Origin of the sequence: Motilimonas cestriensis (assembly GCF_021295315.1) — a bacterium.
In the GTDB taxonomy this organism is placed as follows: domain Bacteria; phylum Pseudomonadota; class Gammaproteobacteria; order Enterobacterales; family CBDFNC01; genus Motilimonas; species Motilimonas cestriensis.
This window is the reverse complement of the sequence record NZ_JAIMJA010000001.1, coordinates 306732-322158: the sequence shown is the minus strand read 5'-3', so window position 1 is coordinate 322158 and position 15427 is coordinate 306732. Positions and strand designations below refer to the sequence as shown.

Genomic DNA, 15427 nt, shown 5'->3' with positions numbered 1-15427 from the left:
CCAATTTTAAGCCCAAATCAGAGTTGAAATACCCATGATGGCAAACAGCGCACAGGTAATGCCACGGATCCAATTCAGTGGTAATTTATCCGCGCTGAATTGGCCGGCAAATACCACAGGTACGTTTGCAATTAACATACCCAGCGTGGTGCCTATGATGACCATAAACAGTTGATCATATTTAGCCGCGAGTAGCACCGTTGCCACCTGCGTTTTATCGCCTATCTCGGCAATAAAAAACAGCACTAAGCTCGCCACAAAAGGGCCATATTGATAAAGCTTGTTATCTTCATCATCGGCTTTGTCGGGCACTAATATCCAGATAGCCACGGCAATAAATGACAAGCCGACCACCCAAGTAAGCACTTGTGGTGAGATTAAACTGGCAACCCAATCGCCCATCCAAGCCGCTGCCGCATGATTGGCGATGGTGGCGATAAAAATGCCCAAAATAATAGGCAACGGTTTTTTAAATCGGGTGGCTAATAGAAAAGCTAATAATTGGGTTTTGTCGCCGATTTCAGCGATGGCTACCGCGAGAGTTGAAGTGAGTAAAGCTTCCACAAAAAATACCTATACAGCTAATCGGCTCACCTTAATATGGGGGCAAACCGAATTAGGAAATGAATAATATTGTAATTAGCCGCCGGCCAATTTTACGGTAAACCCTTTTTGTTCTAAAAATGCCTTGGCCAACTCACGTTGCTCGCCTTGCATTTCTATCACATGGTCTTTTACGGTACCGCCGCTGCCACTGCGTTTTTTTAAGGCTTTAGCTAGCTCTTTGAGCTCTTTTTCTGCTAACCCTAAGCCGCTAATGCAAGTTGCGCCTTTGCCTTTGCGGCCTTTGGTTTCTCGGCGAATTCTCACTATACCATCGGTTTCAGGAATGGTTTCGGCTTTTTTAGTTTCATCAATTCGGCCTGTTTCGGTTGAATAGACCAAACGGCTATTATCACTCATATTGCTTCCCATTATTTTTTTCGCGCTATTTTACCTGATTTTGAGCGCAAAGGTGAATGCCTACTGGATTGTTGTCTGCACTTAATTTTATTGGCTTAGGCCTTTGCTGAACAAGCAACTTGTCGTGGTCTCGATAAAAATTGATCTACCGCAAACATTTTTATTCCAGTATTTCTAAAATACACCCAAATAAAAACAATTCGCATTACTAAAGGTGTTTAGATGAAGTTATCAGAATTAGTAGTTGGCCAACAAGCTAAAATTATTGGCTATGAGGGTATCAGCGTCGGGCACCGTAAAAAACTATTAGCGATGGGATTATTACCGCAAACGAGGATCCATTTTGTACGTGTGGCGCCTTTTGGCGATCCTCTGCAAATTAAAACCTCAAATATCAGCTTGGCACTGCGCAAAACCTTAGCAGAAAAAATCACGGTAGAGGTCATTTAATGAATGCAGTCAAACACCTTATCACCGTAGGCAATCCTAACTGCGGTAAAACGACCCTGTTTAATGGTCTAACGGGCGCACGCCAACAAGTGGGTAACTGGAGCGGCGTAACCGTTGATAAGAAAACAGGGCAGTTTGAAGTAGGCCAGCAGTCTTTTAGCGTGACTGATTTACCCGGCATTTATAGTTTTGATAACGCGGGAGATAGTTACTCACTTGATGAACAAATTGCATTTGATTTTATTCTTAGTCAGCAACCCGATTTGATCATTAATGTACTGGATGCTACCGCGATAGAGCGCAGTTTGTATTTAACACTGCAGCTCAAAGAGCTTGGTTTTCCGATGCTGGTGCTACTGAATAAAATGGACAGCGCCGAGCAGAAAAGCCTGCGTTTTGATTTAGACTTATTTGCGCAAGTTCTAGGCTGCCCTGTGCTAGCGCTTTCTTCGCATCAAGTTGATCAAGTCAGTACCTTTAAGCAGCAGTTACCTAATTTACTTGAGCAACTTAACAATCAGCCGCTCGCTTTAAGTTATGGCGATGATTTTGAAGCCACGCTATCCCGTTTATTGCCTATCGCGGATACCTTAGGGCTTAATTGTCATAGCCGTGGCTTGGCGATGAAACTCATTGAATCGGATCCACAGTTACAAGGGCAATTATCCACTCAGGATCAACTCGACGTTACGCAATCGAGGCGCACTTTAGAACAAAGTCATGATTTGGATTTACACATTGCTGATGCGCGCTATTCGTTTATCTATCAGCTAGTGCAGCAAGGCATTAGCACGGCAGGTAAGTTGTCCATTAGCGTATCAGAGAAAATCGATGCGGTGGTGTTACATCGTTGGTTTGGTGTGCCTATTTTCTTGTTAGTGATGTATCTGCTCTTTATGTTCAGCATTAATATAGGTAGCAGTTTTATCGACTTCTTTGATATTAGTTTTGGCGCTGTTTTTGTTGAGGGAGCGGGGTTATTGCTCACTCAGTGGGGGGCTCCGCTTTGGTTAAATGCGATCTTGGCGGATGGTATAGGCTCAGGCATACAAACCGTGGCGACGTTTATTCCGGTGATTGCTTGCCTTTATTTGTTTTTATCTTTGCTTGAAAGCTCGGGTTACTTGGCGCGTGCCGCCTTTGTGGTTGATAAGCTAATGCAAAAACTTGGGTTGCCCGGTAAATCGTTTGTGCCGATGATTGTTGGGTTTGGTTGTACGGTGCCAGCAGTCATGGCGGCGCGCACCTTAGACAAAGAGCGTGAGCGATTACTTACCAGTATTATGTCGCCTTTTATGTCATGTGGCGCGAGACTGCCGGTATACGCCTTATTTGCGGCGGCTTTTTTTCCTGAAAATGGTCAGAACTTGGTGTTTGTTTTGTACCTTACGGGAATATTAGTGGCAGTATTTACCGGCTTTGTGCTGAGCCGAACGTTATTACCGGGCAACAGTGAAAACATGTTACTTGAGCTGCCTGATTATGAAGTGCCGCGCGCACGCAATATCGCGATTAAAACCTGGCATAAGTTGAAAAGTTTTATACTCGGCGCCGGCAAAACCATCATTATAGTGGTGGCCGCGCTGAGCTTTTTTAACTCACTCGGGACCGACGGCAGCTTTGGTAACCAAGATAGCGATAAGTCAATTTTGAGTGTGGTGGCGCAGCAAGTGACCCCCATATTTGCCCCAATGGGGCTGACGCAAGATAACTGGCCTGCGACGGTAGGTGTTATCACAGGCGTTTTTGCCAAAGAGGCGCTGGTGGGCACGTTGAATAGTTTGTATGCCAGTCAACGTGAGGCCGAGGAAGAAGCATTTGATTTAGGCAATAAATTGCTGGAAGCGTTGAACACAATTCCTGATAACTTGGCCGGGCTGAGTTTTAGTGACCCGATGGGCGTCAATGTGGGCGACCTTTCTGACTCGGCGTCGGTGGCGGCAGAGCAAGAAGTTGATATCAGTGTTTTTGCTGACATGCAACAAAGGTTTGACGGTCAAGCGGGGGCATTTGCTTACTTACTGTTTATCCTGCTTTACATTCCATGTGCCGCAGCAATGGGCGCGTTGGTACGTGAAATTGGTCAAAAATGGGCGATATTTACCGCTTGTTGGACCACAGGTATTGCCTATTTAGTGGCGGTATTTGTTTATCAAGCCGCGCGTATCTCAGTGCATCCTGCAAGCTCATTGGCTTGGCTGGTGGGCATTGTGGTTAGCTTAGCGAGCGTGATCACTGTGATGAAAGTTAAAGGCGACCTATTAAAGCCTAAGGTGGTGATGGGTGATATTGCAAAGGCTTAAGCAAGAGATACAACAAGCAGGGCGGATCAGTCAGCAGCAGTTATGCCGCCGTTATCGCGTTTCGCCTCAAGGTTTAGACGCCATGCTGGCGCTGCTCATCAAGCGGGGCAATGTGCATAAATCCATGTCGGAAAAAGCAGCCAGTGCCTGTGGCTGCGGCAAAGAAAATGAAATTTGGTACAGCTGGCATGATGTAGCGCAAATCCCCATGATTGAAATTAGCTAACATTAACACGCCTCTATTGCAGGGGCGTGATTAGCTTATTTTACTGGGATATTATGAAACTCTTTATTATTGCAGACATTCACGGCTCGCTCTCGTCTTTAAATCTCGCGCTAAAAGCCTTTACTCGCCAGCAGGCTGACTATCTAGTCATTTTAGGTGATGTGCTAAATCACGGTCCACGCAACGCTTTGCCCAATGGTTATGAGCCAGCGATGGTTGCCTCTAAGCTCAATGAATTTGCTAAGCGCATTATTGCTGTACGCGGTAATTGCGACAGTGAAGTAGACCAAGGCTTGTTGAACTTTCCCATTGATGCCACTTATAACCAATTACTAGCTAATGACAGACGTTTCTTTTTAACTCACGGCCATGTGTATCACACAGATGCTTTACCGCCACTGAGCAAAGGTGATATTTTTTGCTTTGCCCATAGCCACCAACCAGTAGCGGAAAAGCGGGGACATTTGTTTTATTTCAACCCCGGCTCCATCGCATTGCCAAGGGGAGAAGCGCCCGCTAGTTATGGGCTGATTGATCAACAGGGCTTATCAGTAAAGCGGTTGTTTGATGACGAGCTAATGTTGTATCAAGATCTCGCTTAGGCATGATCGTGAACCTTGCTAAGGCAGCGGCAAAAAATTAGCAAATCGCCAATGATGTCAATAAGTAGCGGATATGGTGAGCTAGACTGTTGCCTGATAGCGTTGCGCCAATTTATCTAAGAATTCGTGTAGTTTTAGATTCATTTCATGGTAGTCATGATTCAGTAATATGTCTGCCTCATCAACAAAGCGATACTCTGCCGCTCTACTTAAATCGTCATTTTGAATTAACAGCGAAACCACCTCTTTTGTTAGTTCCATATGGCACTGGAAACCGAATACCTTGTCACTGTAGGCAACAATCTGTCTTGGGCAGCCTTCACTGTAAGCGATAACTTTAGAATCCAAGGTCAATCCGGGCATGTCGTTGTGCCAATGACCGACGTCTAGTGTGCTACCAAAATGAGAAAAAAGTGGGTGTGTTAATCCTTCCTTGGTTAAGTTAATGGGAAATTTGCCAATCTCACGCTCAGGGCTATGTTCATATTGAGCACCTAGCGCTTCACCAATTAGTTGTGAGCCAAGGCAAACCCCAATCACTGCCTTTCCGGCATCAATGGCTGTCAAGATGACATCTTGTTCACCTTTTGTATCAAAGTGAGGACATTGCTCTTTACTCGTTGACGGATCTTGAGGTCCGCCCATTACGATTAAAAAATCGAAATCATCAACATTTTTTGGCAAGGGATCCCCCTGATAAACTTTGGAATAACTAATCGTGAAATCACGGTTTTTTGCCCAGCTTTCATAAGCACCTGGTGCTTCAAAATGTTCATGAATAATAAAATGGATGTGCATTTTTTGGCCTTTAAACTGACGATTAAATGACAATTCTATATTAAATTAATATGGCAAATATTATACTAACTGACATAAAACATAGATAAGTCGCCAAGTATGCAAGCAAATGAACTCATCCTGACATCCTCCAATAGCCAACTAATTACCAAAGCAATCCATATGCCTGCTGGCTATATTGACGAGTTTCATTCACATCCGTGGCACCAAATAGTGTTTCCCTTAACTGGCTTATTGCAGTCAACAATTGACCAAAAATCTGCCATTGTTCCTCATAATGCAATGTTATTCATACCGGAAAGTACAGTGCATAAATCCGTTGCTGTTACGGATACCCAATTTTTGGCAATTTATCTTAATCCAAGTGCATGCGTGCAATATGGTGATTGCCCAAAATCCTGTTTAGTAACCCCATTCATTAAAGAATTAATACTGCTTTTATTCGGTGAAGGTATTAGTAAATTATCGGATGTTAATCTTACAAATTTGCTTGTGGTGTTAAGAGATCAAATTAAAATTGCAGGTAGTTATGATATTCCATTGTTAATCCCAGCGGATAAGCGATTGAAGTCGATCTTTACTCAACTGAGACAGCAACCAAACTTGAAACTCACACTTAAAGAGTGGTCAGTCAAGGTGGGGGCATCAGAGCGAACCCTATCAAGGCTGTGCGCTAAAGAATTTAGTCAGTCTTTCTCTTTGTGGCGACAAAGTGTCAGGTTGGTTTTATCTTTACAGTTATTAAGCTCAACGCGAACGATTCAAGACATTGCTTTGGAGTTGGGTTATGCCTCGGATTCAGCCTATATTTATGCGTTCAAAAAAATGTTTAACCAGACTCCAAGCAAATATCGCAGTGATAGTTTGGCTCACGGATTAACCATTAGTGCACTTCTAGGCTAATACTTCGGATTTACCAACCAACTTAAGATGCATGTTTCAGAGCACCCGAGTTTTCAATACTAGGCACGTTCATGTAGGAATGTAGGCTCCTTTTAAATTAGCGCAACAGTGCTCTTGACTTTAAATCCTGAAAATAAGGCCCGCAATATTTTCAGGTTTAGACAAAATTATTAGGAGCAGTTGACATCTTTTGCCGATGATGTCATTTTTACCTCATGAATACGCAAACGCTTAGCCAACGAATTATTAGCATCATTTCTTTTGAAGTGGTGGGATAGTTTGCGTAACTAACAAATAAAAAACCCGCCTAGAAGGCGGGTTTTTTATAACTTCACCTCTAGGCAAATTTACAGAGGTAAGTATGTTTACAGAGCAAAAACAACATTCGTCATCGACAAACTTTTCTTTCGTTAACGCTGAACATGACGTGTTGACTTTTTGGCAGCAAAATCAGGTTTTTCAGCAATCTCTCGAACAATCGCAACATAAACCCACCTTTGTTTTCTATGATGGGCCTCCTTTTGCAACGGGGCTACCCCATCATGGCCATCTTGTCGCATCGACCATAAAAGACATAGTGCCGCGTTATCAAACGATGCTTGGCTATCATGTTGAACGTCGCTTTGGTTGGGATTGCCACGGTTTGCCCATCGAGCACGAGATAGACAAAGCTCTTGGTATGTCGGCTAAAGAGGCGGTCGAAAAATACGGCATCGCTGCCTACAACGATGAGTGTCGTGCCATTGTTCAGCGCTATAGCCAAGAATGGGAAAAAACCATCACTCGACTAGGTCGTTGGGTCGACTTTGAAAATGACTATCGCACTATGGACCCTAATTTCATGGAGTCGGTCTGGTGGGTATTTAAGCAGTTATGGGATAAAGGCATGGTTTATGAGGGCGAAAAAGTGGTTGCCTATTCTACTGAGCTGGAAACCGTATTGTCTAACTTTGAAGCGTCGTCTAACTATAAAGATGTGCAAGATCCTGCAGTGACGGTGCTATTTAAACTGGAGAATGACGAAGCCTATTTTGCCGCTTGGACCACAACACCTTGGACCTTACCTTCAAACTTAGCCTTATGTGTTAATCCGGAGTTCGATTATGTCAAAGTCTGGGATAAAACGGTTAATAAGGTAATCTGGCTTGCTCAAGGCCTTATGGAGACAGTAGTAAAAAATCATCAAGTAGAAGTCCTTGCAACGGTCAAGGGCACTGAATTGGTTGGTAAGGCATATCAGCCTTTGTTCTCATATTTTGCTAGTCAGCGGCAAGAGGGGGCTTTCCAAGTCTTATCGGATGATTATGTCTCCCTTGAAAGCGGGACGGGTATCGTTCATATGGCGCCGGCATTTGGCGAAGATGATCAACGTGTTTGCCGAGCGCATAACGTGAGCGCCAGTGTTTGTCCATTAGATGGTCGAGGCCGTTTTACGCAAGAGGTCGATGATTTTTCCGGAATGTACGTTAAAGATGCGGACAAGCAAATCATCCAAACATTAAAAGACAAGGGACACTTGTATCACCATGAAACCTTGATGCACAGTTACCCCTTTTGTCCTCGCTCTGATACGCCAATCATTTACCGTACTGTGCCTTCTTGGTATGTCAAAGTGACCGCTATCCGCGATAAGTTGGTTGAGAATAATAAACAAATCAGATGGGTACCTGAGCACATACAGCAAGGTCGAATGGGAAAATGGTTAGAAAATGCCATCGATTGGGCTGTGTCCAGGAACCGTTATTGGGGCACTCCGCTACCCATCTGGGTCAATGACATCACTGGTAATCATGTTTGTGTTGGTTCAATTGCCGAGCTGACTAGGCTTACGGGTAAAGCAATATCGGATTTACATCGCGACCACGTTGATGGGCTCACATTTACTGTCGCCAATGAAGAGGGTGTGTATCGTCGTATACCTGAAGTATTTGATTGTTGGTTTGAGTCTGGCTCTATGCCTTATGCGCAGGTTCATTATCCGTTTGAAAATAAACAACAGTTTGAGGCTAACTTCCCTGCCTCTTTTATTGCTGAAGGGGTCGATCAAACGCGCGGATGGTTCTATACCCTACAGGTATTGAGTGAGAGTTTGTTTGGCAAACCGCCATTTACCAATGTCATTGTAAATGGCACTGTGATGGCTGAAGACGGTAAAAAGATGTCAAAGCGGTTAAAGAACTATACCGCGCCTGACTCGTTGATGGAACAATATGGTGCTGACGCGCTGCGCTTATACCTGATCAACTCGGGTTTAGTAAAAGCAGAAGAGCAAAAATTTGTCGACAGTGGTGTTCAAGAAATGGTGCGTAAGGTGTTGTTACCTTGGTATAACGCATTTAAATTTTTTAGTACGTATGCCGATATCGATAAATGGCAGGCATCCGGCGAGTTAGCTAAAGAAAACGTTTTAGATCAATGGATTGTATCACGGTTGGAAAGCTTGATAGAGAAAGTAAACAGCGAAATGCAGGCCTATCGTTTGTACGAGGTTGTCCCACCACTGTTTGCGTTTTTAGAAGACTTAACCAATTGGTATATTCGCCTTAATCGTGCCCGTTTTTGGCAAGCTGAAATGAATGCAGACAAAGCAAGTGCTTATGCCTCCCTTTACTATTGCTTAAATACCTTTTCGACTTTGATGGCGCCATTCGCACCATTTTTATCTGAATATCTTTATCAACAACTTAACGGTTATGCTAACGATAAAGAACGGCCTATTTCTGTTCATTTGTGCGACTATCCACAAGCAAAAGCCGAACTTAAATCGCCAGCGTTGGAGCTGAGTGTACAACGTTTGCAGCATTTAGTAGTGATGGGGCGTCAGCAACGCAATGATCTAAAAATAAAGCTAAAAACGCCACTAAGCAGTGCCACTGTTTTGCATCGAGATGCCGCTGAATTACAAGATATAAAGTGCCTGTCGAGTTACATTAAATCTGAGTTGAATATCAAAACACTTAGTTTCAGCACAGATGAGAGCCAATTTATTGATTTGTACGCTAAAGCAAATTTCCCTATGTTGGGTAAACGCCTTGGCAAGCAGATGAAGCATTACGCGAGTTTAATCGCTAATTTGACGGTACAAGATATTGATCAGCTGCAGCAACAAGGCCAGTTGGAAGTCGATGGCCAACGCTTTAATGAAGATGAGATAGTTATCTTTCGCAAGGCCAAAGCTGGTGTAAATGCCGTGTCAAATCGGTTTATTTCGATGGAGTTTGATCCTGAGTTAACTGAAGAGCTGATTGCAGAGGGCATGGTGAGAGAAGTAATCAGTGGGATCCAAAAAAAGCGAAAATCAATGGGGCTCAATGTTACCGATAGAATATGGATTGCAATAAATACTTCAGACAAAGTACGGCTGTGGCTAGAAAAGTATGAAGACTACTTAAAGACGGAAACCTTGGCCATTGAGCTGGATTTCGAGCTAGCGCAAGGATTAGGTGAGCCTTATGAGTTAGAGCTGGGTACTATCTATATTGATGTTCGAAAATAACTTAGTCAATGCGCTACTCAGCTAAATGCGGTAGCGCATTGTTAGTGAACAGCGCTGGGCTAAGAGTTTATTGCCGATTAGTGTTAATACTTTTATACCCAATCAACTGAAGATGCATGTTTCAGAGCGCCACCGTGTTTATGCTGTGTTATTGATAAGGAGAAGCCATTACCTGCAATCAATGCCTTGCCTAAACGTGTGTAAAATCTTGCTGAAATCAAGCCTCTCCAAGTTGATTGGGTATAATTGGGAGCGGGTAGTCACACAAAGAGCCATTACTGGTGACGATTGCCTTCCATAATGGTTTGTAATAACGAGCCATCAAGTAACACGCGCTTGACTAGGGCAAAACCGCCCATGGTTGGCTGCTTTTGAAATTTTGCTGGCACAATCGGCAAGTTGTCATGAAAGCTAGGCAAAGATTGATGGTGAACACATTGTTTAATGGCTGGCAGCAATACTTGGTCTGCCGCCATTATCTCTCCGGCAATTAACACTTTTTCAGGGTTAAATAAGTTCACCATGATCGCGATAGCTTGGCCGAGATATTTACCGACATTAGTAAGCACTGAAATCGCAAGCGCGTCGCCTTTGTTGGCCGCTTGGCAAATACTGGAAATGTCGATTTGCTTGCCGCCGAGGCTGCTTTGACGGCCTTCTTCAATATACTGCTTAACCTGTTCAACTATGGCTTCATTAGACGCCACGGTTTCGAGGCAGCCATAGTTGCCACAATGGCAGCGTTTACCTAATGGATCAATTTGGATATGGCCTATTTCACCCACATTTCGGTTACTTCCAAGAAATACTTGGCCACGAGACATAATCCCTGAGCCGGTACCGTGATGGATAGTGATAAGAATAGAATCGTCACAATCGTTTGATGCGCCAAAGTAGTGCTCGGCCAGTGCCATGGCGCGGGTGTCGTTACCGACAAAGGCTGGCATTGAAAAGCGTCGTGAAATGATGTCTGCCAGTGGGCAGTTGCGCATATTGTATCGGGGCGTATAAATTACAATACCAGATTGCGGGTTAACCAAACCCGATAAGGTTACCGCAATGGCGATTAACTTTTTGGTTTTACGTGCATACTCGTCAATAAAGTCGGCTAATGTTTGGCAGAGAAACTCGACTAAATCATCTTGCTCTGTTACTTGAATCGGTAGCTGGATACCTACAATTTCTTTGCCGGATAAATCGTATAAAGAAAGGGTAAGAAGTCGCCGGCCAATTTTGGCGGCGACAAAATGAAATTTGGATGTCTCGGTGGTGAGTGAGATCGCGCGTCGGCCGCCGGTTGAAGCTTGTTGTGCAACTTCTTTAATTAACCCGTGTTCAATTAACTGGCGGGTAATTTTGGTGACACTTGCCGGAGCCAGTTGACTGACTTCGGCAATTTTAACGCGAGAGATTGGCCCTTGAGAATCAACTAAGCGATAAACAGCTGCGCTATTTACTTGTTTAATTAAATCTACATTGGCTATCAATCCGTTTTTCATTATTTATTGCTTCTTATAAAGACCGTTAACCACGGTACCGGTTACTTTGAAGTCACTGTTGAAAATAGCCAAGTTGGCTACTTTACCCGGCGCGATGACGCCCAGTTTATCTTCGACAGAGACGGCTTTCGCAGGATAAAGAGTGGCCATGCGAATAGCTTCATCTAATTCAATACCAACGAACTTAACCGATTGTTCGATTGACTCGATCATGGTTACTGCGCTGCCACCTAAGGTGCCGTCTGCGCCGAAACATTTACCATCTTTGTAGTATACCGTGGTACCGACAAAGTCGAATTGGTCAATATTTGCACCTGCAGGTGCCGTCGCATCAGTAACTAAAATCAGTTTGTCACCTTTGATTTTTTTAGAAATGCGCACGTTCGGATAAGCAACATGGAAACCATCTACAATGATGCCAGTGTAAACATCTTCACTGTCATAAACTGCGCCAAGTACTCCAGGCTCACGGCCTGTCATTGGGCTCATCGCATTGAATAGATGGGTAGCAAAAGTCGCGCCAGCATCGATAGCTGCTTTGGCTTGCTCATAAGTTGCATTGGTATGGCCTAGTGATACCACAACACCGGCTTGAGATAATTGTTTAATTACTTCAATAGGGGTGTTTTCTGGTGCCAGTGTGACCTTGCTCACTACATCTGCATTTTCACAAATCAAATCAATCATTTCTTGAGCTGGTTTGCGAATAAATTCAGGGCGGTGAATGCCTTTTTTCTCTAGGCTTAAATAAGGGCCTTCTAGATGTAACCCTAATACTTCATTAGGGGTTGCATCCATGTACTGACGACCTACCTGCAGTGCCGTTTTCATGTCTTCGTCCGAAGACGTGATAAGGGTAGGTAAGTAGCTAGTACAACCCGATTTTAGGTTGGCATCTTGCATGATTTGCAGTGTTTTAATCGACACATCATCATTAAACATCACGCCACCACAGCCATTAAGCTGTAGATCGATAAAACCGGGTGCAAGGTTGGCACCATTTAAATCAACCTGCTCGATATCGGCTGCTAAATCAGCAGCCGCTACGATAGAGTGGATTTGATCCCCTTCAACTAATACGGCATGTTCCGTAAGCACCGCTTCAGTTGTGTAAATTGTACAGTTAGTTAACGCGTACATCTGACTACTCCTTGGGCTTAAAGATTACCTACGTTACCCGCTTCAAGCTCTTTGAAGTATTTAAGGGTTTTCACTTTTAGTTCCAATGTTGCAGGCTCATCACAAGCGATAATTGATTTAGGGTGAAGTTGCAGTGCAGAAACAGTCCATAAATGGTTTACGCTACCTTCAACTGCGGCTTCAAGTGCTTGTGCCTTGTTATGACCTGTTACTAAGATCAATACTTCTTTTGCATCAAGTAGCGTACCTACACCAATGGTCAGGGCAATTTTTGGCACTTGGTTGATGTCGTTGTCAAAGAAGCGTGAGTTAGCGATGCGGGTATCTGGCGTTAATGTTTTGATACGTGTACGAGACGCTAACGATGACGCTGGCTCGTTAAATGCGATGTGACCGTCTGTGCCTACGCCACCCATGAATAGGTTGATTTTGCCGTAGCTTTTGATTTTGTCTTCGTAACGTTGACATTCCGCTTCTAAATCTTCGGCATTACCATCAAGTAGGTTGATGTTCTTTTCTTGAATGTTGATGTGGTTGAAGAAGTTGTTGTACATGAAGCTGCGGTAGCTTTCTGGATGTTCTGGGGCGATGCCTACATATTCATCCATATTGAATGTGACTACGTGCTCAAAGCTAACTTCACCGGCTTTGTTTAGCTCGATTAAACGCTTGTAAGTGTTTAGAGGCGTACCACCAGTAGGACAACCTAGTACAAAAGGGCGCTCAGCGGTAGGGGCAAACTTGTTAATACGGTCAGCGATGTAGCGTGCAGACCAAAGGCCAACGTCTTTTGCTGTGTCAAGTGGGATAAGTCTCATGAGGTATCTCTCCAGTACAATTAAAAAGTTTAAAAATGAAATTTTTACATGGCGGGTGTTTATTTCAACCCTTAATTAAGATCATTGTGGCGATTGTAGGATAAATTTGCAATAGTTAATTCGCAGCGAAAAGAAACTTTCATTCACTTTTACGATGTTCTTTATTAAGTCGTTATATTTCGAGTTAAGGCTTATATCGAGGCAGAATCTGTCAGACCGAGGTATTAAGTAAGTGCATGATTTTTTTTAAAAGTATCAGGTGTGCTAACCATCTAAAACATAACCTAGCTGGCAATTTATCGTATGTAGCATGCTTTATTCTATTACTATTGACCTCTTTAATATTGCTCGTGCGATGTCGGCCGTCTTGAGCAAAAATGCGATGCAGATAACTCATCATCGGTCGATTTGGTCTAATTATGTGCTATTAAGCACAGTTATGAGACTAAAGGCTTAGTGCTGTTGACCGTGATCACAAAAGTTTTGAATATTAATTTGCGCAGCGAAATAAATCCCTTATGCTGCAGCCTATGCTTGCTTTAGGTAGATAAAAGCTAGTTTAAAAATAAAAAATCTACACACTCAAATACACACATAATGACCTATTGGAAAGGAGAGGTAATTGTGAATATTCTTGGTTATTTACAAAAGATTGGTAGAGCGCTAATGGTCCCTGTGGCCGTTTTGCCAGCGGCTGCCGTATTAATGGGTATTGGTTACTACATTGACCCAACGGGTTGGGGTGGTGGTAATCCTGTTGCTGCATTTCTGATTAAATCAGGTGGAGCGATCATTGAAAACATGTCGGTACTGTTTGCCATTGGTGTGGCTTACGGTATGTCAAAAGATAAAGACGGTGCAGCGGCTTTAGCAGGTTTTGTTACCTTTATGGTAATCACGACGCTTCTTGGTCCAGGTGCAGTGGAGCAAATTGGCTTAGTTGCAATGGACAGCCCTGAAACGAAACTTGCGTTTGCTAAAATTAGCAACCAGTTTGTGGGTATTCTATCGGGTGTAGTAGCGGCTGAAATTTACAACCGTTTCTATCAAGTAGAGCTACACAAAGCGCTATCTTTCTTCAGTGGTAAACGCCTTGTACCTATCCTATGTTCATGGGTCGCTATTTTATTAGCATTTGTGCTTATGTACGTTTGGCCTGTTATCTTTGGTGGTCTAATTCACTTTGGTGAAGCGATTACGGGTATGGGTGATGTTGGCGCGGGTCTATACGGTTTCTTCAACCGTCTACTTATCCCAGTTGGTCTACACCACGCACTAAACACAGTATTCTGGTTTGATTTCGCAGGCATTAACGATCTAGGTAACTGGTGGGCAGCAGGTGAAGTGGTTAATGGCGTGAAACTAGATGCTGATGGCAACACAATTGCAGTTGTAGGCGAAACAGGTCGCTACATGGCTGGTTTCTTCCCAGTAATGATGTTTGGTCTACCGGGTGCTGCTTTAGCTATCTACCACACAGCTAAACCAGAAAACAAAGAGCGCGTGCTATCTATCATGATTGCAGCTGGCTTCGCATCTTTCTTCACAGGTGTAACTGAGCCGCTAGAATTCTCATTCATGTTCGTAGCGCCTGTACTGTACTTCTTACACGCTGTACTAACAGGTATCTCGCTATTCATCGCAGCCTCTATGCAATGGACGGCTGGCTTTGGTTTCTCAGCTGGTCTTGTGGATTTATTCTTATCTGCAAACAACCCGCTAGCGAACAAATGGTACATGCTAGTAGCGCAAGGTTTAGTGTTCTTCGCTATCTACTACAGCGTATTCCGCTTTGTGATTGTTAAGTTCAACTTAGCTACACCAGGCCGTGAAGCTGTTGAAGCGAACACTTCTTCTAAAGCAAGTGGCAATGAAAGCAAGCGTGAACTAGCTGAGAAATACTTAGCTGCGTTAGGTGGTGCAGATAACCTAACGGTAATCGACGCTTGTATCACTCGCTTACGTCTTACTCTTAAAGACCGCAGCGTGATTGACGAAGGCACCCTTAAAGGCTTAGGTGCTATGGGTGTGGTGAAACTAGGTGATAACAACTTACAAGTTATCCTAGGTCCACAAGCAGAGCTTGTTGCTGGCGAAATGAAAGCCATCGCAGGCAAATAATTAACTGGGTCTTAACCTAGTATGAATTAAGGGAGCTTCGGCTCCCTTTTTTGTTGCTAAAATATATCATTGCAATGCGATCAGCTATTGTGCTTAAGCCGCGAATGG

Annotated in this window: 13 protein-coding genes; 7 read left to right on the top strand and 6 right to left on the bottom strand. The window is 43.7% G+C overall.

What is annotated here, in order from left to right; all coding sequences use genetic code 11:
• Positions 1-6: 6 nt before the first annotated feature.
• Complete coding sequence (locus tag K6Y31_RS01475; RefSeq protein WP_233051089.1) at positions 7-564, bottom strand: TMEM165/GDT1 family protein; 558 nt, start codon at positions 562-564, stop codon at positions 7-9.
• Between the two features lie 75 nt (positions 565-639).
• Entirely contained in the window at positions 640-963 is a 324-nt protein-coding gene (gene yciH / locus K6Y31_RS01470; RefSeq protein ID WP_233051088.1) for a stress response translation initiation inhibitor YciH, read from the bottom strand.
• Between the two features lie 222 nt (positions 964-1185).
• On the opposite strand from yciH, the gene K6Y31_RS01465 reads away from it, so the two are divergent.
• The 4 genes from K6Y31_RS01465 to yfcE are packed head-to-tail and all read left to right on the top strand — an operon-like array spanning position 1186 to position 4544.
• On the top strand, positions 1186-1413 hold the full coding sequence (locus tag K6Y31_RS01465) for a FeoA family protein (protein WP_233051087.1): 228 nt from the start codon (positions 1186-1188) through the stop codon (positions 1411-1413).
• Complete coding sequence (gene feoB / locus K6Y31_RS01460) at positions 1413-3716, top strand: Fe(2+) transporter permease subunit FeoB (RefSeq protein ID WP_233051086.1); 2304 nt, start codon at positions 1413-1415, stop codon at positions 3714-3716. Before K6Y31_RS01465 ends, feoB begins: the two co-directional genes overlap by 1 nt.
• Positions 3697-3942, top strand: coding sequence for a FeoC-like transcriptional regulator (locus tag K6Y31_RS01455; protein WP_233051085.1), 246 nt, complete (start codon positions 3697-3699; stop codon positions 3940-3942). The genes feoB and K6Y31_RS01455 overlap by 20 nt, the downstream gene beginning before the upstream one ends.
• 53 nt (positions 3943-3995) lie before the next feature.
• Positions 3996-4544: a phosphodiesterase gene (yfcE, locus tag K6Y31_RS01450; RefSeq protein ID WP_233051084.1), complete on the top strand. Its 549-nt coding sequence runs from the start codon at positions 3996-3998 to the stop codon at positions 4542-4544.
• 81 nt (positions 4545-4625) lie between these two features.
• Here the strand turns inward: yfcE and K6Y31_RS01445 are convergent, their stop codons facing one another.
• Positions 4626-5342 (bottom strand): type 1 glutamine amidotransferase, encoded by a 717-nt coding sequence (locus K6Y31_RS01445; RefSeq protein ID WP_233051083.1) that lies wholly within the window; start codon positions 5340-5342, stop codon positions 4626-4628.
• Between the two features lie 99 nt (positions 5343-5441).
• On the opposite strand from K6Y31_RS01445, the gene K6Y31_RS01440 reads away from it, so the two are divergent.
• Entirely contained in the window at positions 5442-6245 is an 804-nt protein-coding gene (locus K6Y31_RS01440; RefSeq protein WP_233051082.1) for an AraC family transcriptional regulator, read from the top strand.
• Positions 6246-6606: 361 nt separating this feature from the next.
• Positions 6607-9741 (top strand): isoleucine--tRNA ligase, encoded by a 3135-nt coding sequence (gene ileS / locus K6Y31_RS01435; protein WP_233051081.1) that lies wholly within the window; start codon positions 6607-6609, stop codon positions 9739-9741.
• Between the two features lie 275 nt (positions 9742-10016).
• Here ileS and K6Y31_RS01430 read toward each other — a convergent pair whose 3' ends face one another.
• Genes K6Y31_RS01430 through nagB form a run of 3 tightly spaced genes read right to left on the bottom strand, consistent with a single transcriptional unit; the run spans position 10017 to position 13198 of the window.
• On the bottom strand, positions 10017-11240 hold the full coding sequence (locus K6Y31_RS01430) for an ROK family protein (protein WP_233051080.1): 1224 nt from the start codon (positions 11238-11240) through the stop codon (positions 10017-10019).
• Positions 11241-11243: 3 nt separating this feature from the next.
• Positions 11244-12380 carry an N-acetylglucosamine-6-phosphate deacetylase gene (gene nagA / locus K6Y31_RS01425; RefSeq protein WP_233051079.1) on the bottom strand — a complete coding sequence of 379 codons (1137 nt, stop codon included), beginning with the start codon at positions 12378-12380 and terminating at the stop codon, positions 11244-11246.
• Positions 12381-12397: 17 nt separating this feature from the next.
• Positions 12398-13198: a glucosamine-6-phosphate deaminase gene (gene nagB / locus K6Y31_RS01420; RefSeq protein WP_233051078.1), complete on the bottom strand. Its 801-nt coding sequence runs from the start codon at positions 13196-13198 to the stop codon at positions 12398-12400.
• A 597-nt stretch (positions 13199-13795) separates the two neighbouring features.
• Here nagB and nagE point away from each other — a divergent pair.
• A complete protein-coding gene (gene nagE, locus K6Y31_RS01415; RefSeq protein WP_282560132.1) occupies positions 13796-15319 on the top strand; it encodes an N-acetylglucosamine-specific PTS transporter subunit IIBC in 1524 nt (507 codons plus the stop codon).
• Positions 15320-15427 lie beyond the last annotated feature (108 nt).